The sequence below is a fragment of the Ectopseudomonas khazarica genome, assembly GCF_004521985.1.
In the GTDB taxonomy this organism is placed as follows: Bacteria; Pseudomonadota; Gammaproteobacteria; order Pseudomonadales; family Pseudomonadaceae; genus Aquipseudomonas; species Aquipseudomonas khazarica.
Genome location: NZ_SBHZ01000012.1, coordinates 72,012 through 96,521, shown reverse-complemented (window position 1 = coordinate 96,521; position 24,510 = coordinate 72,012). Strand labels below are relative to the sequence as shown.

General features: G+C 64.7%; 25 protein-coding genes and 1 pseudogene. 11 read left to right on the top strand and 15 right to left on the bottom strand.

Features of this window, described 5'->3' with window-relative positions:
- Positions 1-26 precede the first annotated feature (26 nt).
- Complete coding sequence (locus tag EPK82_RS16505; protein ID WP_134677335.1) at positions 27-848, bottom strand: aldo/keto reductase; 822 nt, start codon at positions 846-848, stop codon at positions 27-29.
- A gap of 64 nt (positions 849-912) precedes the next feature.
- Positions 913-1,593, bottom strand: a complete 681-nt coding sequence (locus EPK82_RS16500) for a class I SAM-dependent methyltransferase (RefSeq protein ID WP_037047246.1) — start codon at positions 1,591-1,593, stop codon at positions 913-915.
- Positions 1,594-1,764: 171 nt separating this feature from the next.
- On the opposite strand from EPK82_RS16500, the gene EPK82_RS16495 reads away from it, so the two are divergent.
- Both EPK82_RS16495 and EPK82_RS16490 read left to right on the top strand, forming a co-directional pair.
- A complete protein-coding gene (locus EPK82_RS16495; RefSeq protein ID WP_134677333.1) occupies positions 1,765-4,863 on the top strand; it encodes a transglycosylase domain-containing protein in 3,099 nt (1,032 codons plus the stop codon).
- Positions 4,864-4,958: 95 nt separating this feature from the next.
- Positions 4,959-5,843, top strand: a complete 885-nt coding sequence (locus tag EPK82_RS16490) for an alpha/beta hydrolase (protein ID WP_134677331.1) — start codon at positions 4,959-4,961, stop codon at positions 5,841-5,843.
- A 6-nt stretch (positions 5,844-5,849) separates the two neighbouring features.
- Here the strand turns inward: EPK82_RS16490 and EPK82_RS16485 are convergent, their stop codons facing one another.
- From EPK82_RS16485 to EPK82_RS16475, 3 genes are all read right to left on the bottom strand, one after another.
- The gene (locus EPK82_RS16485) at positions 5,850-6,062 is read right to left on the bottom strand and encodes a VF530 family protein (protein ID WP_037047239.1); all 213 of its coding nucleotides are present in this window, start codon (positions 6,060-6,062) and stop codon (positions 5,850-5,852) included.
- 103 nt (positions 6,063-6,165) lie between these two features.
- Positions 6,166-7,650 (bottom strand): sodium/proline symporter PutP, encoded by a 1,485-nt coding sequence (gene putP / locus EPK82_RS16480; RefSeq protein ID WP_037047237.1) that lies wholly within the window; start codon positions 7,648-7,650, stop codon positions 6,166-6,168.
- Positions 7,651-8,060: 410 nt separating this feature from the next.
- Positions 8,061-9,194, bottom strand: coding sequence for a GNAT family N-acetyltransferase (locus tag EPK82_RS16475; RefSeq protein ID WP_134677329.1), 1,134 nt, complete (start codon positions 9,192-9,194; stop codon positions 8,061-8,063).
- A 103-nt stretch (positions 9,195-9,297) separates the two neighbouring features.
- On the opposite strand from EPK82_RS16475, the gene EPK82_RS16470 reads away from it, so the two are divergent.
- Complete coding sequence (locus tag EPK82_RS16470; protein ID WP_037047231.1) at positions 9,298-9,903, top strand: inorganic diphosphatase; 606 nt, start codon at positions 9,298-9,300, stop codon at positions 9,901-9,903.
- A gap of 56 nt (positions 9,904-9,959) precedes the next feature.
- On the opposite strand, the gene EPK82_RS16465 is transcribed toward EPK82_RS16470, so the two are convergent.
- The 8 genes and pseudogenes from EPK82_RS16465 to EPK82_RS16435 form a co-directional block, all read right to left on the bottom strand.
- On the bottom strand, positions 9,960-10,889 hold the full coding sequence (locus EPK82_RS16465; protein WP_134677327.1) for a ParB/Srx family N-terminal domain-containing protein: 930 nt from the start codon (positions 10,887-10,889) through the stop codon (positions 9,960-9,962).
- A gap of 86 nt (positions 10,890-10,975) precedes the next feature.
- Positions 10,976-12,067 carry an OprO/OprP family phosphate-selective porin gene (locus tag EPK82_RS16460; protein WP_455708953.1) on the bottom strand — a complete coding sequence of 364 codons (1,092 nt, stop codon included), beginning with the start codon at positions 12,065-12,067 and terminating at the stop codon, positions 10,976-10,978.
- Positions 12,067-12,274: pseudogene (locus EPK82_RS25255) on the bottom strand (porin); the annotation flags it as partial. The pseudogene EPK82_RS25255 and the gene EPK82_RS16460, both read right to left, overlap by 1 nt.
- 159 nt (positions 12,275-12,433) lie before the next feature.
- Positions 12,434-12,766 carry a YnfA family protein gene (locus EPK82_RS16455; RefSeq protein ID WP_037047228.1) on the bottom strand — a complete coding sequence of 111 codons (333 nt, stop codon included), beginning with the start codon at positions 12,764-12,766 and terminating at the stop codon, positions 12,434-12,436.
- Positions 12,767-12,775: 9 nt separating this feature from the next.
- Positions 12,776-13,204 carry a hypothetical protein gene (locus tag EPK82_RS16450; protein WP_037047227.1) on the bottom strand — a complete coding sequence of 143 codons (429 nt, stop codon included), beginning with the start codon at positions 13,202-13,204 and terminating at the stop codon, positions 12,776-12,778.
- Between the two features lie 72 nt (positions 13,205-13,276).
- On the bottom strand, positions 13,277-14,410 hold the full coding sequence (locus EPK82_RS16445) for an MFS transporter (RefSeq protein ID WP_047592669.1): 1,134 nt from the start codon (positions 14,408-14,410) through the stop codon (positions 13,277-13,279).
- A 130-nt stretch (positions 14,411-14,540) separates the two neighbouring features.
- The gene (locus EPK82_RS16440; RefSeq protein WP_037047221.1) at positions 14,541-15,353 is read right to left on the bottom strand and encodes an SDR family oxidoreductase; all 813 of its coding nucleotides are present in this window, start codon (positions 15,351-15,353) and stop codon (positions 14,541-14,543) included.
- Between the two features lie 119 nt (positions 15,354-15,472).
- Positions 15,473-15,802, bottom strand: coding sequence for a DHCW motif cupin fold protein (locus EPK82_RS16435; protein WP_037047219.1), 330 nt, complete (start codon positions 15,800-15,802; stop codon positions 15,473-15,475).
- Between the two features lie 198 nt (positions 15,803-16,000).
- Between EPK82_RS16435 and EPK82_RS16430 the strand changes: the two genes are divergently transcribed.
- The 4 genes from EPK82_RS16430 to EPK82_RS16415 all read left to right on the top strand — a co-directional run bounded on the left by EPK82_RS16430 (position 16,001) and on the right by EPK82_RS16415 (position 19,421).
- Positions 16,001-16,222 carry a DUF2061 domain-containing protein gene (locus EPK82_RS16430; protein WP_134677323.1) on the top strand — a complete coding sequence of 74 codons (222 nt, stop codon included), beginning with the start codon at positions 16,001-16,003 and terminating at the stop codon, positions 16,220-16,222.
- Positions 16,223-16,391: 169 nt separating this feature from the next.
- On the top strand, positions 16,392-17,690 hold the full coding sequence (locus EPK82_RS16425) for a type 1 periplasmic-binding domain-containing protein (RefSeq protein ID WP_134677321.1): 1,299 nt from the start codon (positions 16,392-16,394) through the stop codon (positions 17,688-17,690).
- Positions 17,683-18,450: an MlaA family lipoprotein gene (locus EPK82_RS16420; protein WP_037047204.1), complete on the top strand. Its 768-nt coding sequence runs from the start codon at positions 17,683-17,685 to the stop codon at positions 18,448-18,450. Before EPK82_RS16425 ends, EPK82_RS16420 begins: the two co-directional genes overlap by 8 nt.
- Positions 18,451-18,566: 116 nt before the next feature.
- Positions 18,567-19,421, top strand: a complete 855-nt coding sequence (locus EPK82_RS16415; RefSeq protein ID WP_134677319.1) for a pirin family protein — start codon at positions 18,567-18,569, stop codon at positions 19,419-19,421.
- A gap of 6 nt (positions 19,422-19,427) precedes the next feature.
- On the opposite strand, the gene EPK82_RS16410 is transcribed toward EPK82_RS16415, so the two are convergent.
- Positions 19,428-20,609 carry a patatin-like phospholipase family protein gene (locus EPK82_RS16410; protein ID WP_134677317.1) on the bottom strand — a complete coding sequence of 394 codons (1,182 nt, stop codon included), beginning with the start codon at positions 20,607-20,609 and terminating at the stop codon, positions 19,428-19,430.
- A 35-nt stretch (positions 20,610-20,644) separates the two neighbouring features.
- Positions 20,645-21,577 (bottom strand): lipid A biosynthesis lauroyl acyltransferase, encoded by a 933-nt coding sequence (locus EPK82_RS16405; protein WP_134677315.1) that lies wholly within the window; start codon positions 21,575-21,577, stop codon positions 20,645-20,647.
- 202 nt (positions 21,578-21,779) lie between these two features.
- Here EPK82_RS16405 and minC point away from each other — a divergent pair, with 202 nt between their 5' ends.
- From minC to EPK82_RS16385, 4 genes are all read left to right on the top strand, one after another.
- Positions 21,780-22,508 carry a septum site-determining protein MinC gene (gene minC / locus EPK82_RS16400; RefSeq protein WP_037047187.1) on the top strand — a complete coding sequence of 243 codons (729 nt, stop codon included), beginning with the start codon at positions 21,780-21,782 and terminating at the stop codon, positions 22,506-22,508.
- A gap of 100 nt (positions 22,509-22,608) precedes the next feature.
- Entirely contained in the window at positions 22,609-23,424 is an 816-nt protein-coding gene (gene minD, locus EPK82_RS16395) for a septum site-determining protein MinD (protein ID WP_037047179.1), read from the top strand.
- Entirely contained in the window at positions 23,421-23,675 is a 255-nt protein-coding gene (gene minE / locus EPK82_RS16390) for a cell division topological specificity factor MinE (protein ID WP_037047177.1), read from the top strand. Before minD ends, minE begins: the two co-directional genes overlap by 4 nt.
- Before the next feature lie 110 nt (positions 23,676-23,785).
- On the top strand, positions 23,786-24,451 hold the full coding sequence (locus tag EPK82_RS16385) for an RluA family pseudouridine synthase (protein ID WP_269319939.1): 666 nt from the start codon (positions 23,786-23,788) through the stop codon (positions 24,449-24,451).
- The last annotated feature ends 59 nt before the right edge of the window (positions 24,452-24,510 follow it).

Genomic DNA, 24,510 nt, shown 5'->3' with positions numbered 1-24,510 from the left:
GCACCGGTCTGCCCCGCTCCGGGGCGCTAGACCATCTCCAGCGGACGCTTGCGCTGCGGCGGCGCGAAGGCCGCATCCAGCGACTCCAGGTCGTGCGTATCGAGGACAATGGCAGCCGCCGCCGCGTTGTCGCGCAGGTGCGCGCTGCCAACCGCCTTGGGAATGGCGATCACCCCGTCCTGCCTGAGTGTCCAGGCCAGCGCCAGCTGGGCCGGCGTAACCCCATGCCGCTCGGCGACCGCGCGCAACGCCGGCGCCTGCAGCAACGCCCCCGCCTGGCTGAGCGGGCAGTAGGCCATCAACGGCATCGCGGCACGCTGCTGCCAGGGCAGCAGGTCATATTCGATGCCACGTGCCTCGAGGTTGTACAGCACCTGATTGGTGCTGCAGCCCGGCTGATCCAGCTCCAGCAGATCGTCCAGGTCGAAGTTGGAAACACCCCAGGCGCCGATCTTGCCCTGTTCGCGCAAGCGCTCGAAGCCTGCCACGGTTTCCGCCAGCGGATAACGGCCGCGCCAGTGCAGCAGATACAGGTCGATACGTTCGCAGCCAAGGCGCTTGAGGCTGCGCTCGCAGGCCGCCTGCACACCGTCCAGGCTGGCATTGTGCGGGTACACCTTGCTGACCAGGAACACCTCGTCACGACGCCCGGCAATGGCTTCTCCCACCACCTGCTCGGCACCACCCTCGCCATACATCTCGGCGCTGTCGATCAGCGTCATGCCCAGATCCAGCCCCTCACGCAGCGACGCGACCTCGCGCGCGCGCTGCTGCCGGTCTTCCCCCATGCGCCAGGTGCCCTGCCCGATCACCGGTACCTGGCTACCAGCCAGTTCAATCTTGCGCATCGACAGATCCTCGAGTGATTGAGCGCGGCTCACTGCCGCGCCATGGCCGACGAACGTGGCCGGTTCAGAGTGGCTTGAGCAGAAGCAGCAGGGAAACCGGCTGGACGCTTTCGGGGTGCAACGGCTCCTGCAGCCATTCCAGGCGCCAGCCGGTCTCGCCGAAGAGCGTCAGCCAGGATTGCAAGGTGCGGAAGAACCAGGGCATGGGCGCCTGGAAGCCCTCGCCAAAACCGGCGAAGTCCTCCACCCGCCAACCATCCTGGTAGGGTTCGCCATGGCTGGCGCGCCAGGGGTGCAAGGTCTGAATCAGCAGGCTACCGCCGGGTGCGAGCAGGGCATGCAGGCTCTGCAACACCGGCTGCAGGGGCTCCTCCAGCAAGGCGAAATTGCACACCAGCACCTCGAAACGCCCGAGCTGCTCGGCATGCTGATCCAGCTCGGCATAGCCACAGACACGGTACTGGCTGCGCCCGTCGCAGGCGGCACGAGCGGCTTCGATCAGGGGTGCCGAAGCATCCACGCCGACCGGCTCGATGCCATGTTCGGCCAGCCCCCGGCACAGCCAACCCTCGCCGCAACCGATGTCCAGCACACGCCTGGGCTGCAGCGCCAGCACCGCCTGGATGATGGCGGCATCGGTGACCAGGCGACGGCTCTCGATGCGCTGCTCGCGCACGGCGGCAGCCCAGGCATCGGCGTTGGCCTGCCAGCTCTGCTGAAGCTGTTCTCGATGGTCGCGCTGCATGCGGGGCCCCCTGCATCTTGCGTTGCAGCGAGTCTAGCAGCCCTGTTGGCGGAGCAATACCGCAGGCGCCATCGACTAAGCTGTAGGGCATGAGTGGCGACGAACGCAGTGCTGCCGGCACGCGAGCACTGGTGCAGTTCACATGGGGCCGACAGGCCGGGCCGGTGGTATATGGGCGCATCATGGCAATCCAACCCGCAGCACGGTGTCCTGGTCCGCTCGCCCGACCTGCAGGACTCGCCTGGTGCGCCGACCAGCAAGCGTCGCTGGCGCACCTACCTCTATCTCCTGCTGACCTTGCTGGTGCTGCTCGGCACGGCGCTGCTGGTATACGAGTCGCGCAGCGCGCACTTCCAGTCACGCGAGCTGAGCCGCTATGCGGCCAGCCTCGGCTACCAGGTCGAACCCGGCCCCAGCGAACGCATCGTCTACCCGTCCGATGGGCCGTTCGACAAGCGCCAGGGCTATGCCTACCTGCCGCTGATGCTGGAGCGCCTGCAGCAGCGCGACTACCTGATCAGCACGCAGTCGCGCTTCTCCGACGCACTGCTGGCCTACACCCGCCGCGGCCTCTTCCCGCCGTTCGCCGAGAAGAGCCAAAGTGGCCTGAGCATCAGCGACTGCCGTGGCAGCCCCTTCTACACATTTCTCTATCCACGCCAGGGCTATGCCGATTTCGCCAGCATTCCGCCCCTGGTGGTGAACAGCCTGCTGTTCATCGAGAACCGTCACCTGCTCGACCACGCACAACCGCTGGCCAACCCAGCGGTGGACTGGCCACGCTTCGCCATTGCCGCGCTGTCCCAGGTGGGCAAGGTGCTCGACCTTCAGGACCAGTCGGCCGGCGGCAGTACGCTGGCAACCCAGCTGGAGAAGTACCGTCACTCCCCGGACGGGCTGACCCTGTCTGCCGGGGAAAAGCTGCGGCAGATGATTTCCGCCAGCGTGCGCGCCTACCAGCAGGGCCCGCAGACGCTGGAGACGCGCCAGCGCATCGTGCGCGACTACCTCAACAGCGTGCCGCTCTCCGCCGCGCCAGGCCATGGCGAGGTGCACGGCCTGGCGGACGGCTTGCGCATCTGGTACGGCGCGGACTTCGAACGCATCAATGCGCTGCTCGACCCCGCCCGCTCGACCGAGGCCAGCCTCGCCGAACGTGGCCTGGCGCTGCGCCAGGTGTTGTCGCTGATGATCGCCCAGCGCCGCCCCTCCTATTACCTGGCCCAGGGCCGGCACGACCTGGAGGACCTGACCGAGAGCCACATCCGCCTGCTGGCCAGTGGCGGGCTGATCGACCATGACCTGCTGGACGCCGCCCTGGGCCAGCGCCTGGTCTATCGGGACTGGCAACTGGAGCCCAACCTGCGCGTGCAGGAGAACGACAAAGGCATCAGCGTCGCCCGTTCGCGTCTCTCCAACCTGCTGGGCATGCCGTTCTACGACCTCGACCGCCTCGACCTCGCCGCCAGCAGCACCCTGCAGTACGACCTGCAGCAGCAGGTCAGCCACTACCTGCAGCAGCTGGCCGAACCGCAGTTCGCCGGGCAGATCGGCCTGTTCGGCGAGCGCCTGCTGTCCCCGGAAAAGACTGCAGAGGTGCGCTACAGCTTCACCCTGTTCGAGCGCACCGCGACTGGCAGTCGGGTGCGGGTGCAGACCGACAGTACCGACCAGCCGTTCGATATCAACGAGGGCAGCAAGCTCGAACTGGGCTCGACCGCCAAGCTGCGCGTGCTGGCCACCTACCTGGAGATCATCGCCGAACTGCATCGGCAGCACGCAGGCAAGACCCCGGCCGAGTTGCGTGAGGTGGACATCGCCCGCCAGGATCACCTGAGCCGCTGGGCGGTCGACTACCTGCAGGCCAACCCGCAGGCGGACCTGGCCGGCATGCTGCAGGCGGCGCTGGAGCGGCGCTACTCGGCCAATCCCAACGAACGCTTCTTCACCGGAGGCGGCCTGCACAGCTTCGGCAACTTCCGCCGCGAGGACAATGCCCGCAACCCGACCCTGCGCGAGGCCCTGCGCGAGTCGATCAACCTGCCCTTCGTGCGCCTGATGCGCGATCTGGTGCGCTACAGCACCTACCAGAACAGCGCCGAGCTGCTCAAGGACGACAAGGACCCGCGCCGCCTGAAATACCTGCAGCGCTTCGCCGACCGCGAAGGACGCACCTTTCTCCTGCGCTTCTGGCGCAAGTACCAGGGCCAGCCCGAGCAACAGCGCCTGGAGACCTTCATCAGCGGCCTGCGCCAGACCTCGGTGCGCCTCGCCGCCGTGCACCGCTATCTGCTGCCGCACGCCGACGAGGCCAGCTTCGCCGCGTTCCTGCGCGCCCAGCTGCCGCAGGAACGGCTCAGCGAGCAGCGCATCACGCGCCTCTACCAGGACTACGGGCCTGGCGCCTACAGCCTCCCCGACCAGGGCTACATCGCCCGTGTGCACCCGCTGGAGCTGTGGCTGCTGGGCTACCTGATCGACCACCCGCAGGCCAGTTTCAACGACGCCGTCGCCGCCAGCGTCGACGAGCGCCAGGAGGTCTACGGCTGGCTGCTGCGCAGCCGCCACAAGAGCGCGCGCGACAGTCGCATCCGCATCATGCTGGAAGTCGAAGCCTTCTCCGACATCCATCGCCGCTGGCAGAACCTGGGCTACCCCTTCCAGCATCTGGTGCCGTCGCTGGCCACCGCGCTGGGCAGTTCCGGGGATCGGCCGGCAGCGCTGGCAGAGCTGATGGGCATCATCCTCAACGACGGCATTCGCCAGCCCGTCCTGCGCATCGATGCGCTGCACTTCGCCGCCGACACGCCCTACGAAACCCGCGTCGAGCGCGACACCCAGGGCGGCAGGCGGGTGATGGCCTCCGAAGTCGCCGCCGCGTTGCGTGACGCCCTGTCCCAGGTGGTGGAGGGAGGCACCGCACGCCGGCTGCAAGGCAGCTTCCAGTTGCAGGATGGCCACAGCCTGACGCTCGGCGGCAAGACCGGCACCGGCGACAACCGTGTCGAGAGCGTTGGCGCCGGCGGCCGGGTGATCAGCTCACGGGCGATGAACCGCACGGCCACCTTCGTGTTCTTCCTCGGCCCGCGCCATTACGGCACGCTCACCGCCTTCGTGCCGGGGCGCGAAGCCGAGCGCTTCACCTTCACCTCGGCGCTGCCGGTGCAGGTGCTCAAGGGCATGGCGCCGATACTCGCGCCCTATCTGGAACCAGGCAGCGCGACCGGATGCCAGGCGCCCCTGAGCGCCCCTCAGATCAGTTGGCGGTAACACCTGGTAACCAGCGCGGGGGCAGGCGCAGGAAACCCGGCAGCGCCTGTGCAGTCCATGGCAGCACCAGCGTTTTTCTTTCGTGAGTGTCGCCCATGCCCCTGTCCTGGCTGGCCCTGCTGCGCCGTCGTCGCCTGAGCCTGATCATCCTCGCGTGCCTGCTGGCATTGCTGCCGATAGGCTGCGCCAAACTGGAGCAGACCGAGCGCGAACTGGTGTTCCGTATCGAGCCGGGCACCGCCCGCTGGTTCAATGGCCTGCCGGCCGGGCTCGAGGACGTGCAACTGCAATCCCCCGAGCTGACGGCCGAGGAAAGCCTGCATGCCTGGTGGTGGCCCGCCAGCCGGCAGGACGCGCCAGCCCTGCTCTATCTGCACGGCTCTCGCTGGAACCTGACAGGCCAGCTGTTTCGCATCGAGCAGCTGCATGCCATGGGATTCTCGGTGCTGGCCGTGGACTACCGCGGTTTCGGTCAGAGTCGTGGCGCGCTGCCCTCCGAGCGTAGCGTCTACCAGGACGCCGCGATCGCCTGGCAGCACCTGGCTCGCCTGCAACCCGAGCCGGGCAAGCGCTTCATCTACGGCCACTCCCTCGGTGGCGCCGTGGCCGTCAACCTGGCCCATGAACTGGCCAGTGAACACAGCAGCGCACAAGCCGGCGGGCTGATCGTCGAATCCAGCTTCACCAACCTGGGCGACATTGCCGCTGCAGTCACCCATACCTCGCTGCCCGTGCGCTGGCTGCTGTCGCAGGATTTCGACTCGCTCGGCAAGATTGGCGCAGTCGGTGTGCCGGTGCTGATCGCCCACGGTCGTGATGATCGCTACGTGCCGTCGCGCTTCAGCGAGGAGCTGTTCGCCGCGGCCAGTGAACCCAAGCAACTGCTGCTGATCGACGGCGCCAACCACAACAACGGCCTGCGCATGGCCGGTGCGAACTACCGTCAGGCGCTGCAGACGCTTGGCCTGTCGCCCAACTGAGCGGACTCAGGACTTGAACTGCTGGAGGTAGAGCTGCTCGACCTTGGCACGGGCCCAGGGCGTCTTGCGCAGGAAGGCCAGGCTCGACTTGATGCTGGGCTCATGCTTGAAACAGCGCACATCGATCTGCCGCGCCAGGCCATCCCAGCCCAGGCGTTCCACCAATGCGCCGAGAATCGCCTGCAGGGTCAGGCCGTGGAGAGGATCGTTGCTGGTCATGCGGACATCCGTTGCGAAATGGCAGGCGCCTACCTTAACGCCAGCGCAAAGAAAAAGGCGATGACTGTCTGCCAGTCATCGCCTTCGGCTACAGCCAGCGCACTTACGCCGACTTGTATTCCTTCTCGGCCTCATCGAAGCGGCTGAGCATCGACTGGCTCGGGGCCTGACCGATGCGGCTGAAGATCACGATCGCCAGGGTGGCGAGGATGAAGCCCGGGATGATCTCGTACAGCCCCATGCCAATCCAGTTCTTCCACACGATCACGGTGGTGGCACCAACCAGCATGCCGGCCAGCGCGCCATTGCGCGTCATGCCTTTCCACAGCAGCGAGAGGATCACCACCGGACCGAAAGCGGCACCGAAGCCGGCCCAGGCGTAGGACACCAGGCCAAGTACGCGGTTTTCCGGGTTGGCCGCCAGAGCGATGGCGACCAGCGCGACCAGCAGCACCATGCCGCGGCCGACCCAGACCAGCTCGGACTGCGAAGCGCCCTTGCGCAGGAATGCCTTGTAGAAGTCCTCGGTCAGCGCACTGGAGCACACCAGCAGCTGGCAACTCAGGGTGCTCATCACCGCTGCCAGGATGGCGGACAGCAGGATACCGGCGATCCAGGGGTTGAACAGCAGCTTGGACAGCTCGATGAAGACGCGCTCCGGGTTCTCGCCGACCGGGCCGGCCAGTTCAGGATGCGCGGAGAAGTAGGCGATGCCGAAGAAACCGACGGCCACGGCACCGGCCAGGGTCAGGATCATCCAGGTCATGGAGATGCGACGGGCAGCCGGGATCGACTTGACCGAGTCGGCGGCCATGAAGCGCGCCAGGATGTGCGGCTGGCCGAAGTAGCCCAGGCCCCAGGCCATCAGCGAGATCACGCCGATGAAGGTGGCGCCCTTGAGCATGTCGAAGTGGCTCGGGTCGACCGCCTCGATGGCGGTCATCGCCGGATCGAAGCCACCGGTGCCGATCAGCACGAATACCGGGGTCAGGATCAGGGCGAAGATCATCAGGGTGGCCTGCACGGTGTCGGTCCAGCTCACCGCCAGGAAGCCACCGATGAAGGTGTAGGCGATGGTCGCTGCGGCACCGGCCCACAGGGCGGTTTCGTAGCTCATGCCGAAGGTGCTTTCGAACAGACGGGCGCCAGCCACCACGCCGGAGGCGCAGTAGATGGTGAAGAACACCAGGATGACCACTGCCGAGAAGATGCGCAGGATGCGGCTGTTGTCTTCGAAGCGATTGGTGAAGTAGTCCGGCAGGGTCAGGGCGTTGCCATTGTGCTCGGTCTGCACGCGCAGGCGACCGGCGACGAACAGCCAGTTGAGGTAGGCACCGATGACCAGGCCGATGGCAATCCAGCTTTCGGAAATACCGGCAACGAAGATCGCGCCCGGCAGGCCCATGAGCAGCCAGCCGCTCATGTCGGAGGCACCTGCGGACAGCGCGGTCACGAAGCTGCCGAGGCTGCGACCACCCAGGATGTAATCGGAAAGGTTCTTGGTACGCAGATAGGCGATCAGGCCGATCAGTACCATGGCTGCGATGTACACCACGAAGGTGACGAGCATTGGAGTACTAGCTGTCATTGGGGGGCTCCCCTCTCGTTTGTTGTTCTCGGGCACCGAACCCTGAAGGCATGCTGCATCCACCTGTGCGGATGCGGGCTTCGGTCTCTTTTCCTCGTCACACCGATGCCGGGTGAGCACGACCAGGAAGCATCCTTCCCGATCTCCCAGGCTGACGCCTGCGGCCACCGAATCGCGTCACGACCGTACTGCAATCACGCAATGCCCTGGCTAAGGGTCTAGCCCAGCAACGCTGGTCTGACCAATACATAAGGGTAAAAACGGTCGTAACGAAAGTGAAGGGCGGAATTTAGTGGCAGAACCGAACGGGCTTCTTGCCGAAAACTCTGGAGTTTTTGCAGAAACCTACGCCCCGGGGAACTTCCGGCGAACGGCAGCTGCATGCCCGCCGGCACTACCTGAGCGACTGGTCAACTCTCGCCAGCATGGCGAAACGGCAGGTAGCTGCGTGCTTCTTCCGCGTAGGACAGCACGCCGGAACGCTCCTGCACGAGGAAGTCGGTGACGGCAGCACGCAGCCCCGGATGGCAGAGATAGTGCCAGGAACGCGTGATGACCGGTTCGAAACCACGGATCAGCTTGTGCTCCCCTTGCGCGCCGGCATCGAAGCGCCGCAAGCCTTCGGCGATGGCCAGCTCCATGCCCTGGTAGAAGCAGGTTTCGAAATGCAGCCGGTCGAACTCGGCCAGGCAGCCCCAGTAGCGGCCATAGAAGGTATCCCCGTCCACCAGGCTGAATGCCATGGCCACCGGCCGACCGCGCAACTGCGCGAACACCAGGCGAATCATCTCCGGCATGCGCTCGGCCAGCAGGCTGAAGAAGGCCCGCGTCAGATAGGGTGCCTGCCCCCGAACGTGATAGGTGTTGGCGTAGCAGTGGTAGACGAAGTCCCACTCCTGCTCGCTCAGCTCATGGCCCAGGCGTCGCTCGAACTCGATGCCCTGCCCCGCGACCTGCTCACGCTCCTTGCGCAGTTGCTTGCGCTTGCGCGAGCTGAGCGCGTCGAGAAAGTCCTGAAAGTCACGGTAACCGCGATTGTTCCAGTGGAACTGGCAACCCAGGCGTTCCAGCCAGCCGTCACGGCCGTTCAGCAACGCATCGCATGCCGGGCTGGTGAAGTTGATGTGCAGGCTCGACAACCCCTGCGCCTCCAGCTCGGCCGTCAGCTCATCGAGCATCGCGCCCGCACAGCGGGGCTCCCCCAGCAGCCGCGCACCGGCAACCGGCGAGAACGGCACGGCGCCCAGCAACTTCGGGTAATAGGCGATCCCGGCGCGCCGACAGGCATCGGCCCAGGCGTGGTCGAACACGTACTCGCCATAGGAATGCCGCTTCAGATAGGCCGGCAACGCCGCCCTCACCTGCCCCTGGTCATCGCACCAGAGACGATGCGACGGCTGCCAGCCAGTGTCGCCCCCGACACTGCCGCTGTCTTCGAGAGCGCTGTGAAATGCATGCCGCAGAAACGGCTGAGCACCGGGCAGCAGGGCGTCCCAGGTATCGGCGGAGAGCGCGTGAAGTGAATCGAGGGTGGTGACGGGCATGACAACGAATCCCAGAAGCGAGGTTGCAATATATCTCTAACAATGCGCCCGCAATATGAGAAGGCCAACCTTTATAACCTTCAGCTCTGCAAAGGAGTCATCCATGCAAAAGTCCCTTCTCGCCCTTGGCGTCGCCATGCTTCTCGGTAGCGGTGCCGCACTCGCGCAGCAGTCGATCACCCACCCGTTTCACGCGAGCCAGGCGAAGGATGCTCCGAACAACGTTCACATGGCGGTGGAAATTCCCGCGGGCAGCTTCACCAAGTATGAGATCAACGAGGAAGGCCTGGTGTTCGTCGACCGCTTCCAGTCGATGCCGGTCGTCTACCCAGCCAACTATGGCTCTCTGTCTCGTACCCTGGGTGGCGACAATGACCCGCTGGATGGCCTGGTACTGACTCGTGAGCCGTTGCACCCGGGCGTGCTGATCAAGTTCCGCCCCATCGGCTACCTGAAGATGATCGACGGCGGCGAGCACGACGAGAAGATCATCGGCGTCCCCAGCAGCGATATCGACCCGACCTACGACAGCATCAAGGACATCGGCGACCTGCCGGCCATCGAGCGCCAGCGCATCGAGGCGTTCTTCCGCGTCTACAAGCAGTTGCCGGAAGGCCGCAAGAAAGTCGAGCTGAATGGCTATGGCAATGCCGCCGAAGCGCGGCAGATGATCCAGACAGCGCTGGACAACTACAAGAAGCAGAACTGAGCCGAGCAAGCGCAGAAGAAAGCCCGGCCCAGCGCCGGGCTTTTTCGTTACAGGCCTCAGCTTCCCTCGGCCAGCGCCTTCTTGTAACGGGTGGCATAGTTCAGTTTGCGTCCAGCGACCTTGTTCAGCTCCTTGCGGTCGATGGACGAGTAACCGCCCAGTTCGCGCGCCTTGAAGCCGCTGTCACCGACGATCTCGTCCGGGGCCAGGGCCACCATCTTCTTCGCGGCGGCCTCGACGGCGTCCCGGTAATCGCCACGATCACTCAGGTCATAACCTTCCAGCGGCATCACCGAGCGCAGCCAGTTACCCCAGTAGAACTCGAGAAACTCAGGGGCCACCTCTCCGGAGCGCGGCTTGTCATAAGCGACCTCGCGGGTGAAGTACACCAGCGCACGATAAGGGTCGTCGGCCAAGTGCTGAAGCCCCAGCTGGGCAGGTATCTGCTGCGGGTCGATGCTTCGCCCATTGCCATCCTTGAGCCATACCTTGCGTGCCTGCGCCATGCGCTGCCAGAAGCTGGCCATGTCGGCACTGTCGCTGAAGTTGTCGGTAACGCGCACCCACATGTTCAGGTCGGCGCCAGCATCGGGATGCTCCAGCAGCACGGTGAAGGTGTGATGGCCATCGGTCAGGAACAGTTTGCCCTGCGGACCGATCACGACGGTTTTCATCTCGCTGCTGCGAGTGCCAACCGCGTTCTGGCAGCTGAAGCTGTCCGGTTTGTGCAGGTCTGCATCGCCAGGCACCCTGGCGCTCTCGCCCTGGCCGTTGGCCTCGCAGTACTCATCGAACAGCTTGTTGCGCTCATTGGCGAAGCGCCCGAGCTTATAGAAAATCTGGTCATAGCCCACTGCTGCCTGAGTCGGATGCAAGGACGTCAGCGGCACCTGGAGCAATTCGCCCGGTTTGGCCGCACTGTAATCCTGCGCCAGGGCAATGGCGCTGAAACCGATCGATAGCAGCAGAGCGGTAGTCTTACGCATAGCGCTTTTCCATCAATACAAAGGAATAAAAAAGCCCCGCGAAACGCGGGGCTCGAATCAGGAGCAACACTTCAAGGGAGTGAAGCTTAGAAGACGTACTGCAGGCGACCTACGATGGCCTTACCGTCGTCCTGTACATCTTCGCCGTTGACTTGGCTGGAGGTATCCAGGTTGTCGACCTCATAGTCGACGTAGTTCAGGCTCACGCGCACCGCCGGGTTCACGAAGTAGTTCACACCCAGCACCATGGCCTTGGTTTCGAACTCCTTGCTGGCGTCATCAGCCACCAGACCAGCGATACCCAGGTTGGCGGGGATAGCATTGGCGTCAGAGTCGACGGTGGAGCTTTCGTAACGGGCGAAGATTTCCCAGGAGCCGTTCATGTTGTCCGGCTTGTCCCACTTGCCATCGGCAGCCTTGTACTGACGCACGCCGTTGAACATGTAGGAAACCTGACCGTAGTAGCCGCTGATATCGACGTCGGAGTTGGCACCACCAGCGGTTTCACCGCTGATCTGGCGCTGGAAGTACTCGGCCTGGGCACGGAAAGCACCGAACTGCGCGCCGGACTCCAGAACCCACTCGTTGTCTTTGTCTGCAACGGTGACGTCACCCAGGGTCAGGCGGAAGTCATTGTCGCTGCGGATGCCCATGCGGGTACGTGCGCGTGCACGTTCGTCATCGGCTTCGGAGTTGTGGTAGTTGGCCGCCAGGTGGATGACATCGGTGCCGTTGAGGTACGGCGCCCAGTGGGCACGCAGGGTGTAACCGTAGAGCTCGTTGTTGTCGTCGCTCTCGTACTTGTCTTCGTAGGTGGCGACCTGAGCCATCAGACCGTAGTTATCGCCGGAGTGCTTGATGTTCACACCGAACTGAGTGTCCTCGTCACCGTTCAGGTAGTCGTACATGAACGGACGCTCGATGGCGGTAATCCAGGACGAACTGGTGGTGTTTTCCAGACCGTAGTCCACACCGAAGCGGCCAACGGTGATCTTGGCGAAGTCCAGGCCCTTGTACGCGATGAAAGCACGGTCGACGCTGGTGTCGTCGTACTCGTCATAGCTGACACGCAGACCCCAGTCCCAGTCGCTGTAGGCAGTGCCTTCCAGACCGAACTCACCACGACGGATGAAGGTGTTGAAGGTATCGTCGAACGGCTGGTTCTGATCGGCAGCCATCAGACCATCGAAGTTGGTGGCATCCCACTGCAGCTTGCCGCTCAGCTTGAAGCTGAACGCCTTGTCGGTGGTAGCGACTTCCAGGCCACCTTTGGTCTTGATCACGAGGTCGGCGCCGTCAGTGGTAACAGTACCGGCGAAAGCCTGGGCGGAGACGGCCAGAGCCAGAGCGCTGGCTGCGAAACCGGCGAAGTGCTTACGGATCATCGAGGATTCCCCTGTTGAACTTTAAGTGTTGAAAACACCCGAGCGATGGGCTCGTTCGTGTTGGGGGGAATCTTGGCGGGGGGTTATTTCAGCTCAGTTGCCGATATATAAAGATTTGATTACAGCGGAACTTTTTTACTTCCACTGCTTATAAGCGGATCAGGGGCCCTGGATGCGCGGCCCGAGCAGGATGATCGCGGCACCCGCCAGGCACAGCGCCGCCCCCAGCCAGTCGCTGAGTAGCGGCCGACTCTTCTCGACCAGTGCCAGCCACGCCAGCGAGGCGACGATGTACACGCCGCCATAGGCCGCATAGGCGCGCCCGGCGAAGGCGGCTTCGACACGGGTCAGCAAAAGGCCGAACAGTGCCAGGCTGAGCAGCCCCGGCACTATCCACCAGGCACTGCGGTCGAGCCGCAGCCACATCCAGAAGGCGTAGCAGCCCGCGATCTCGAACGCGGCCGCGAGCAGGAACCACAGGTAATTGATCATCGCCCCAGCCTAGCCGCGCAAGGCGCCTTCGCGCTCCCAGGCACAACGCACGCGCAGGGAACCCTCCTGCGGGCTGTGAAAGCCACTGTCGGACTCCCAACGGAAGGTGTGCATACCGTTGAGCTCGGTTTCCAGATGGACCACCGCGCTGGCCCAGTACAGACGCTTGAGCAGCGCCTCGAAGGCCTCGATCCACAGGTTCCATTCGTATTCCACCGCGCCGTAGCTGGCGCCGAAGTGGATCACCTGGGTCTGATAGAGCCCCGCCCCCGGCAGTTCGCAGAAGGAGAACATCTCGCGACCGAGAAACGGCCAGAGTTCACCGGCCGGCAGTTCGGCGAGCACACCGTGGTTGGTTTCACGACGCAAGCGACGTAGCTCGGGATCATCCGAGGGCCAGTCGCGGATACAGCCATAGACGATGGATTCTGACTCCACACCGGCACTCCTGGATAAGCAGAAAGCCTTCTAACACAGCCTGCCAGGGCAAGAAAGGAACTGGCGCGAATTCTAGCGTTGCCGGCGTCGACCGCGCCCCAGCAGCCAGGCCATCAGGATCATCACCAGGGCCAGGGCCGTGAGCACCATGAACGGCAACTGGTAGCTGCCGGACAGGTCCCGCGCCAGACCGGTGAGAATCGGCGTCAGGCAGCCGAGACCATACCCGGTGAAGAGCATCATCGCGGTCCAGCGGCTGACCGCCAGCGGCGAGCCTGCCTCGTACAGCGGCAACACCAGCGACAGGGCGAAGGAGCCGCCCAGGGAGAAGCCCATGATCACCGCCCACAGTTCCGGCACCACGCGTGGCAGGAAGGTGATCATCGCCAGACAGCTGCAGGTGATCACGCCGCAGGCCAGCAACAGCTGATAGCGTGCGTCGTAGCGCTGCGCCAGCCAGGGCAGCAGGAAGGAGCTGGGCAGGCCCATCAGCATGATGAAGCTCAGCAGCGAGTTGCTGTGCAGCATGCTCAGGCCCGCTTCGTGGTAGCGCGCCACGGCCCAGGTCGCGATGGCGTAGAACAGACCGGCCTGAATCGCGAAGAAGCCGCTGATCAGCCAGGCGCGCGGCTGGCGCCAGGGCAGCCCGCCGCCTTCGCGTTCCTCCGTGCTGCCGCTCTGGTTGGGCAGGCACAGCCAGAGCATCACCCCAAGCAGCGCCGGCAGCGCCCATATGGCCAGCCCCAGGTGCCAGGCGTCACCGAACAGCTGCGTCGCCGGCGCAGTCAGCACGGCACCACCGGCGCCGCCGATGGCCATGCCCAGCGAGTACCAGCCCACCACACGGCTCATCTGACCGGCGAAATGGCGCTTGATGAAACCGGACAGCAAGGGCCCGGCGACCGCAATGGCGGCGCCCAGGGCAATGGCACTGCCGATCAGCACGGCGCTCTGGTGCGCGGCCAGACGGGCCAGCAGGGCCAGGCCGATCAGGGCCAGGCAGAGCATGATCGTGCGCTCCAGCCCCCAACGCACGGCCAGACGGGGCGCCAGAGGAGCCAACAGGCCCATGCACAGCACCGGCAGTGCCGTGGTCAGGCTGATGAAACCGCGACTGAGCGACAGTTCGTCGGCGATGCGTTCGATGAGAGGCGCGAGGGAGGTGATGCCGGGGCGCAAATTGATCGCCGCCAGCACCAGGGCCATCAACAACAGGGCCCGAGAGGCTGGTTTCACGGAGTATCCAAGGTCAGGGCGGCAGGCAGGCCGGGGCCGTCACCCTACCCCCGCAGGCCTTGCCAGGCAAGCCTGCAGGGGCAAATAACTGACCTGTTGGTCAGCTGACGGATCGGGCCTTGCCGCGCATCTTCTCGGCCATGCCGGCCATCTCGTCGTAGAGCGCCTGCGGGTTCTTCTGCTTCAACGCCCAGGCCATGCGCCCCATCTCGTGCGGCAGGATCATGAAGCTGCCCTTGGCCAGCTCGTCATGGATGTAGCCGGCGATGTCCGCCGCGCTGATCGGCGAGCTTTCCAGCAGCTTGCCGACCTGGGCCTTCATTGCCGGGGTCGGGCCACGGAAGGAATCCAGCAGGTTGGTCTGGAAGAACGACGGGCAGACCACATGCACGCCGATCTCCTGCTGCCGCAACTCCACCAGCAGGCTCTCCGACAGCGCCACCACGCCGGCCTTGGCCACGTTGTAGTTGCTCATCGCCGGCCCCTGCATCAGTGCCGCCATCGAGGCGATGTTGACGATCTTGCCCTTGCTCTTCTCCAGCAGCGGCAGAAACGCCTTGCAGCCCTTGACCACGCCCATCAGGTTGATCGAGATCTGCCAGTCCCAGTCCTCCAGCGACAGCTCGCTGAAGAAGCCACCGGAAGCCACCCCCGCATTGTTGACGATGATGTCGATGCCGCCGAACTGCTCGTCGCAGGCCTGCGCCAGTGCCGTCAGTTGGCTGTAGTCACGCACGTCGCAGCGGCGCGTGAAGCCGTCGCCGCCGGCCTCGCGCACCAGCTTGAGGGTTTCCGCCAGGCCAGCCTCGTTGACGTCCGCCAGCGCCAGGCGCCAGCCATCGCGAGCCCAGCGCAAGGCAATCTCGCGCCCCAGGCCGGAACCGGCCCCCGTGATCATCATGCGGTTTTGCATAGCGAACCTGCCTTACATGTCCTGTGGGAATGCCAGAGAGTGTAGCGAGGAAGACCGGGGACACCGCCCTCCATCAGACTCATGAATAGGCAAGGCAAATTGCCACGGCGGGCGAGGGTTCAGTCGACCACGAACAGCCGTGCGCCCTGTTCGGTGAAGGAACGGTGCGCTTCGGCGTCGTCAGCCACCTGGTAGCTCATCCCCGGACGCAGCACGAAGACGCGGCCGTCCTCCAGCTCGGTGTGCAGCTCGCCCTCCAGGCACAGCAGCACATGGCCCTTGCGGCACCAGTGGTCGGCCAGATAGCCCGGCGAGTACTCGACCATGCGCACCCGTACCTCGCCAAACTGGCAGGTTCTCCAGCGCGCGAGACCGGTTTCGCCCGGGTGCTCGGTTGGCGTGACGGCGGACCAGTCGGTGATGCCGAAGGCGATATCGCGGATGTGCATGAACCGGGACTCCCTGTGATGAAGAGCGGCACTCTAGCGCGCCGCAGGCAAGCGGGAGAAGTGAATAGACGGCCGCTTTCACACGAGAAGCTTTCATGTGCGCAGGCTATCGAGGCCATGGACACAGCGCATTTCACCGGGCACCCGCGGCGTACTAACCTGAGCCTCATCGGTAAATGATTCTCATCGAGGTGCGCCATGCTCAAGACCCTGACCTTCACCATCATGCACTTCTGCATCGCCTTCGGCGTGGCCTACCTGTTGACCGGTAGCATCGCGGTCAGCGGCCTGGTGGCTGCAGTGGAGCCGCTGTGCAACTCGGTCGGTTTCTACTTCCACGAGAAAGTCTGGGCACGCCTGGAGCAGCGCAAGCGCGAGGACTTGATTCCCAAGCACGCCTGGTTGCATCACCACGCGTGACGCCGGCATCCGCCTATCCCGAGGGCGACACCCGCAGGCGACGAAAAGGACGCTGGACAGACCGACTCGATGTATCTTGTTGACGGCAACGTGGCACTTTGCCCGACTTGCTGCTGTCATAAGCGAGCGCTTCAATCCCGATGTTCGCTTATTAAAAGGGTCTTACCACATGCCCAGCCTTGCCCGACTCGCCGCCCTGCTCGGCGGCCTGGTCTTCTGTGTCTCCGCGACGGCCGCCGATGTGGACGCGCAAAGCTACGGCTATCCGCTGGCCAACCCGTTCGAGGCGACCATCGCCACCACACCGCCCGAACTGCGCCCTGCCCTGCCGGATGACCGTGACATCGACCAGAGCGACTACTCGGTTCGCCTGCGCCCGGACCGGGAGTTCGAACTGCTGGACAACTTCTGGCCGGTGACCAAGCTGCAATACCGCCTGGCCGAGCAGAAGGGCAGCGCGCCGCTGATCTTCATCATCTCCGGCACCGGCGCCAGCTACGCCAGCAGCATCACCGAATACCTGAAGAAGCTGTTCTACGGTGCCGGCTTCCATGTCGTGCAGCTGTCCTCGCCAACCAGCTACGACTTCATGGCCGCCGCCTCGCGCTTCGCCACGCCAGGCTACAGCCCGGACGATGCCGACGACCTGTACCGGGCGATGCAGGCGGTGCGCGCCCAGCACCCGAAGCTGCAAGTCAGCGAATACCTGCTCACCGGCTACAGCCTCGGTGCGCTGCATGCCGCCTTCGTCAGCCAGATCGACGAAACCCGCCGCGCCTTCAACTTCAAGCGCGTGCTGTTGCTCAACCCGCCGGTGAACCTCTACACCTCGGTGAGCAACCTCGACAAGCTGGTGCAGACCCGGGTGCAGGGCATCGACAACAGCACCAACTTCTATGAGCTGGTGCTGGGCAAGCTGACCCGCTACTTCAACGACAAGGGCTACCTCGATATCAACGAGGCGATGCTCTACGACTTCCAGCAATCCAAGGAAAAGCTCTCCGACGAGCAGATGGCCATGCTCATCGGCACCTCGTTCCGCTTCTCCTCCGCCGATATCGTCTTCACCTCGGACCTGCTCAACCGGCGCGGGCTGATCACCCCGCGCGACTACCGCATCACCGAGAGCACCAGCCTCACCCCGTTCTTCCAGCTGGCGCTGCGCTGCGACTTCGATTGCTACATCGCCGAACAACTGATGCCCATGTGGCGTGCCCGCTACGACGGCGGCAGCCTCAACCAGCTGATCGAACAGAGCAGCCTCTACGCCCTCGAGGACTACCTCAGCGGCAGCGACAAGATCGCCGTGATGCACAACGCCGACGACCTGATTCTCGGCAAGGGCGACATCGGTTTCCTGCGGCGCACCTTCGGCGAGCGCCTGACCCTGTACCCGCATGGCGGGCACTGCGGCAACCTCAATTACCGCGTCAACAGCGACGCCATGCTGGAGTTCTTCCGTGGCTAAGCACAGCACCCTGATCATCGCCCTGCTGCTGGCCAGTGCACACGCCTGGGCCGGCGAGGTCGACGCCGACGGCTTCACCAACCCGCTGCAGGACCTGAAATTCAACCCCGGACTGGACCAGCAGGAGTTCGAACGCGCCTCCAGCGACGCACTGCGGGTCTATGACCCGCTGGAACCCTGGAACCGCCGCGTCTACCACTTCAACTACCGTTTCGATCAGTGGGTGTTCCTGCCGGTCGTCAAAGGCTACCGCTACGTCACCCCGAACCTGGTGCAGAGCGGCGTGCACAACTTCTTCAGCAACCTGGGGGAGATCCCGACCCTGGCCAACAGCCTGCTGCAGCTGAAGGGGCAGCGGGCGATGAACAGCACGGCACGGCTGCTGTTCAACACCATCATCGGCGTGGGTGGCATCTGGGATCCGGCCACGATGATGGGGCTGCCGCGCCAGGAAGAAGACTTTGGCCAGACGCTGGGCCACTACGGGGTACCCGCGGGCCCCTACCTGATGCTGCCACTGCTGGGCCCCTCCAACCTGCGTGACACCGCCGGGCTGACGGTGGACTACAGCCTGGCGAGCACGGTCAACTATCTCGGCGTGGTCGATGCCAGCCTGAGCGAGGCGCTGCCCATCGCGATACGCGCCGTCGATGAGAGGGCCAACACCAGCTTCCGCTACGGCCAGCTCAACTCGCCATTCGAGTACGAGAAGATCCGCTACTTCTACCATGAGTCGCGCAAACTCAAGATTGCCGACTGAGATACCCGCGCCAAACATCGATCAGTTCGATATTTAGCGCGGGAAAATTGCGACCATCGATCGACATGATCGGCATAGCATGGGCTCATTCCTCGCCTCGAACGGAGCCCATTGCCATGACCCAACAGCGCCGCATCATCAGCATCCAGCCAGGCCAGCCGGCCTCCGACGGCGCCGGCGTGCGCCTCAACCGCGTGATCGGCGGACCGGGCCTGGAGCGCTTCGACCCGTTCCTCATGCTCGACGAATTCGCCACCGACAATCCCGACGACTACATCGCCGGCTTCCCGCCTCATCCGCACCGTGGCTTCGAGACCATCACCTACATGCTCGAGGGGCGCATGCGCCATGAGGACCACCTCGGCAACGTCGGCCTGCTGGGCAGCGGTGGCGTGCAATGGATGACCGCTGCTCGCGGCATCATCCACAGCGAAATGCCCGAGCAGGAGTCCGGCGCCATGCGCGGCTTCCAGCTGTGGCTCAACCTGCCAGCCAGGGACAAGCTGGGCGAAGCCGGCTACCGCGACATTCCGGCCGCCGACATTCCACGCCTCGTCACCCGCACCGGCGTGGAGGTGGTGGTGATCGCGGGCGAGTTCGACGACGGCGAACAGCGCCAGGTCGGCGCCGTGCAGCGCCCGCATACCCAGCCCCAGCTGTTCGACCTGCGCCTGGCGCCCGGCAGCCAGGTCGCACCGCGTCTGGCCGATGGCCAACGGGTGATGCTGTACGTCTACGAGGGTCAACTGCAGCTCGCCGCTGCCAGCGCGCAGACGGTCGGCGCCGGTCGCCTGGTACGACTGTCCGACGAAGGCCAGCTGCAACTGGCCAGTGCCCAGGGTGCGGGGGTGTTGCTGATCGCGGGCACGCCACTGAACGAGCCCATCGTGCAGTACGGTCCGTTCGTGATGAACAGTCGCGAAGAGATCGAACAGGCGTTGCGCGACTTCCGGGACGGCGTGCTGGCGTAACGCGCGTCAGGCGGGCTGTGTCAGCTCGGTGAGGCCGAGGAAGCGACTCAGCTCGGCCTTGCGCGCCATGGCGTCCTGGTAACCCAGTTCGATCAGTTCGCTGCAGTAGCCGGGCTCGAACAACAGGTAGCTGAGCACCCCGGCGCCGCTGGTCTTGGTCGCCCCCGGACCACGCAGGAACAGGCGCAGCGCGCGGGGCAGCTCACGCTGGTGGCGCGCCGCGATCTGATCCAGTGGCTGGCTCGGGGCGATCACCAGCACGTCCACCGGGTTCAGCCCCAGGCCCCTGGGCCGAAGCTCGGGCGGCACCAGTTCGCTCATCTGGTTGAGCCGTTCGAGCAGCTCGATATCGGTTTCCAGGTTGTCGATGAAGGTGCTGTTGAGCATGTGCCCGCCGATCTGCGCCAGGCTCGGTGGCCGGTTGCTGGAGACCCGTGGTGCCGGCGCCTCCGATTCGCCCTGGGTATTGCCGCTGACACCGATCACCAGCACCCGGCTGGCACCTAGGTGCAATGCCGGGCTGATGGGCGCCGCCTGCCGCACAGCGCCGTCGCCGAAGTACTCACGGTGGATTCTCACCGGCGGGAAGATCAGCGGGATCGACGCACTGGCCAGCAGATGCTCGAGGTTCAGGCGGGTGGGAATGCCGACACGGCGATGGCGAAACCAGGGGTCGATGGTCGCCCGCCCCTGGTAGAAGGTCACCGCCTGGCCACTTTCGTAGCCGAATGCCGTGACGGCGATCGCCCGCAAGCGGCGATGGCGCACCGCTGCGGCGATGCCGGAGAAATCCAGCTCACGGGCCAGCAACTCGCGCAACGGGGAGCTGTCGAGCAGCGCCACCGGGATGTCGCGCCCGATACCCAGCAGGCTGTGCCCCACGAAGCGCGCAGCCTGGCGCAGCACGCCCGGCCAGTCGCTGCGGTACACCATCCGCGTATGAAAGCCCTGCCAGACCGAGGTGAGACGGCGCACCGCCTCACCGAACTGCAACGCACCGCAGGCCAGGCTGACCGCATTGATCGCCCCCGCCGAGGTGCCGACGATGACCGGAAAGGGGTTGTGCGAGGCGTCCGGCAGCAGATCGGCAATGGCCGACAGCACACCCACCTGATAGGCCGCCCGCGCCCCGCCACCGGAAAGAATCAGCCCGGTAACGGGCTCGTGAGGGTGGGCAATGACGGTCATCGGGCGGTCCTGTTTTTCGTTGCAGTATAGATGGGCTACTTGCGCGTCCCGTACAGCTTCGGTTCGCCCTCGGGACGCGTCTTGAAGCGTCGGTGCGCCCACAGGTACTGCTCGGGGCAGGCACTGACGACCTGCTCGATCCACTGGTTGATGCGCAGGCAATCGGCCTCTTCGCTGTCCCCGGGGAAATCGGCCAGCGGCGGGTGGATCACCAGGCGATAACCGCTGCCATCGGCCAGGCGCTGCTGAGTGAAGGGCACCACGCGTGCCTTGCCCAGACGCGCGAACTTGGTGGTGGCCGTGACCGTGGCGGCCGGTATGCCGAACAGCGGCACGAAGATGCTCTGCTTGCGCCCGTAGTCCTGGTCCGGCGCGTACCAGATGGCCCGACCGGCACGCAGCACCTTGAGCATGGCGCGAATGTCCTCGCGCTCGATGGCCGTGGCGTCGCGGTTGTGCCGCTCACGTCCACGGCGCTGGATGAAATCGAACAGCGGGTTGTCGTGCTCGCGGTACATGCCGTCGATGGTGTGCTGCTGGCCCAGCAGCGCCGCACCGATCTCCAGGGTGGTGAAGTGCACCGCCATGAGGATCACGCCCTGCCCGGCGGCCTGCGCCTGCTGCAGGTGCTCCAGCCCCTCGACATGTGCCAGGCGGGCCAGGCGCGATCGGGGCCACCACCAGCTCATGGCCATCTCGAAGAAGGCGATGCCGGTGGAGGCGAAATTCTCACGCAGCAGCCGCTCGCGTTCGGCCGCGCTCTTGCCCGGGAAACACAGCTGCAGGTTGCGCTCGGCGATCTGCCGGCGCGGGCCGGCCAGGCGGAACATCAGCCAGCCCAGCAGACGCCCGAGCTGCAGTTGCAGGCGATAGGGCAACTGCACCACCAGCCACAGCACGCCGAAACCCAGCCACAGTGGCCAGAAGCGCGGGTGCAGAAAGTAGGCGCGAAAGCGGGGGCGTTCCATGTAGCGGGTCCGGTCACAGGCAGGGCCGCGCATTCTACCCCACTTTGCCGGCCTGACTCGCCAACCAGCCGCACGCCATGCGAACGCTGTCAGGGTTTGCCGGTCAATGTCCTGCAACCGGCCTTCGAGTTGCGGTGCGCAGTCGATACCGCTATAAGTCCGGCAACCTTTCGTAGTGCTGCAGAAGTCTCCTCTTTCGACCATGAGCCAAGCCGATCTCCTCGCCCAAGACCCCGTATTCCAGCTCAAGGGCAGCATGCTGGCCATCACCGTGATGGAGCTGGCCCACAACGACCTTGAACGCCTCGACGCCCAGCTGACGGAAAAGGTCGCCCAGGCCCCGGCGTTCTTCAGCAACACCCCGCTGGTCCTGGCGCTGGACAAGCTCCCGGAAGGCGAAGGGCAGCTGGACCTGGCCGAACTGATGGCCGTGTGCCGTCGCCATGGCCTGCGCACCCTGGCCATCCGCGCCTGCCGCGAGAGCGACGTGGCCGCCGCCGAAGCCCTGGACCTGCCGGTGCTGCCGCCGTCCGGCGCGCGCGAACGCCCGCTCGACCCGGCGCCGAAGAAGGTGGAAGAGAAACCCGCCGAACCCGAGCACAAGCCCAGCCGCATCGTCACCACACCGGTGCGTGGCGGGCAGCAGATCTATGCCCAGGGTGCGGACCTGATCGTCCTCGCCCCGGTCAGCGCCGGGGCGGAACTTCTCGCCGATGGCAACATCCATGTTTACGCGCCCATGCGCGGCCGCGCCCTGGCAGGTATAAAGGGCAACGCCAAGGCACGCATATTCTGTCAACAGATGGGCGCCGAAATGCTGTCGATCGCCGGCCATTACAAGGTCGCCGAAGACCTGCGACGTGACCCGCTGTGGGGGGATGCCGTCCAGGTCAGCCTGTCGGGTGACGTGTTGAACATCACCCGCCTTTAACGGATACTGCGGCCATTTTTCAGGGACACAGAAAGGGCATCTGGAAGCCTTAAATGGCCACGGATTCCCGCGTTATCTTCTTTTTTTGGGGTGAATCACCTTGGCCAAGATCCTCGTAGTCACTTCCGGCAAGGGTGGCGTCGGTAAAACCACCACCAGCGCTGCCATCGGTACCGGCCTCGCCCTGCGCGGGCACAAGACCGTCATCGTCGACTTCGACGTCGGTCTGCGTAACCTCGACCTGATCATGGGCTGCGAACGCCGCGTGGTGTACGACTTCGTCAACGTCGTCAACGGCGAAGCCACCCTCACCCAGGCCCTGATCAAGGACAAGCGCCTGGAAAACCTCTACGTGCTGGCCGCCAGCCAGACCCGTGACAAGGACGCGCTGACCCAGGAAGGCGTCGAGAAGGTCATCGCCGAGCTGTCGGAGAACTTCGAATACGTGGTCTGCGACTCGCCAGCCGGTATCGAGAAAGGCGCGCACCTGGCGATGTACTTCGCCGACGAAGCCATCGTCGTGACCAACCCGGAAGTGTCCTCGGTGCGTGACTCCGACCGCATGCTCGGCCTGCTGGCGAGCAAGTCGCGCCGCGCCGAGAAAGGCGAGGAGCCGATCAAGGAGCACCTGCTGCTGACCCGCTACAACCCCGAGCGCGTGACCAAGGGCGAAATGCTCGGCGTCGAGGACGTCGAGGAAATCCTCGCCATCCGCCTGCTCGGCGTCATTCCCGAGTCGCAGGCCGTGCTCAAGGCTTCCAACCAGGGTATCCCGGTCATCCTCGACGACCAGAGCGATGCCGGCCAGGCTTACAGCGACGCTGTCGACCGCCTGCTGGGCAAGGACATGCCGCATCGCTTCCTCGATGTGAAGAAGCAGGGCTTCCTGCAGCGCCTATTTGGAGGTCGAGAATGAATATTTTCGACTTCTTGCGTTCGCGCAAGAAGGAAACCACAGCATCCATCGCCAAGGAACGCCTGCAGATCATCGTGGCTCACGAACGTGGCCAGCGCAGCCAGCCCGACTACCTGCCTGCCCTGCAGCAGGAGCTGGTCGCGGTGATCCGCAAGTACGTCAACATCGACCAGAAGGACGTGCAAGTCGCTCTGGAAGACCAGGGTAGCTGCTCGATCCTGGAACTGAACATCACCCTGCCGGATCGTTGATCGACACCGGCGGCGCTCACGGCGGCTTCGGCCGCCGTGTTCATTTGTAGCAACACGCACCTGCACGAGCGCATCATCTGCGTCGCTTGCGCAGGCCAGACACATCGCGAATCCGTTCGCTCCGACACCAGCCACAGCCCATGCCGCTAAGCCAGATCGAAATCATTCACCAGGACGCCGCCCTGCTGGTGATCAACAAGCCCACCCTGCTGCTGTCGGTGCCTGGCCGAGCCGAGGACAACAAGGACTGCCTGGTCACCCGCCTGCAGGAAAATGGCTACCCCGAGGCACGCATCGTCCATCGGCTGGACTGGGAAACCTCCGGGATCATCGTGCTAGCGCGCGACGCCGACAGCCACCGCGAACTGTCGCGGCAGTTCCACGACCGCGAGACCGAGAAGGCCTATACCGCGCTGTGCTGGGGCCAGCCCACGGCCGACAGTGGCAGCATCGACCTGCCCCTGCGCTACGACCCACCGACCAAGCCGCGCCATGTCGTCGACCACGAACTGGGCAAGCACGCCCTGACCCACTGGCGCATTCTCGAGCGCTGTGGCGACTGGTGCCGGGTGGAGCTGACGCCGATCACCGGGCGCTCGCACCAGCTGCGCGTGCACATGCTGTCCATCGGCCACCCGCTGCTCGGCGACCGCCTCTATGCGCACGAACAGGCCCTCGCCGCCCACGAGCGCCTGTGCCTGCACGCCAGCATGCTCGCCCTTACCCACCCGCAAAGCGGTGAGCGCATGCGCTTCGAGTGCCCGGCGCCGTTCTGAGCTGCCGGTTACGTCTCTGCCAAGCCGGGGTAAAACGGTTAAACTGCGCCATCGCTGTC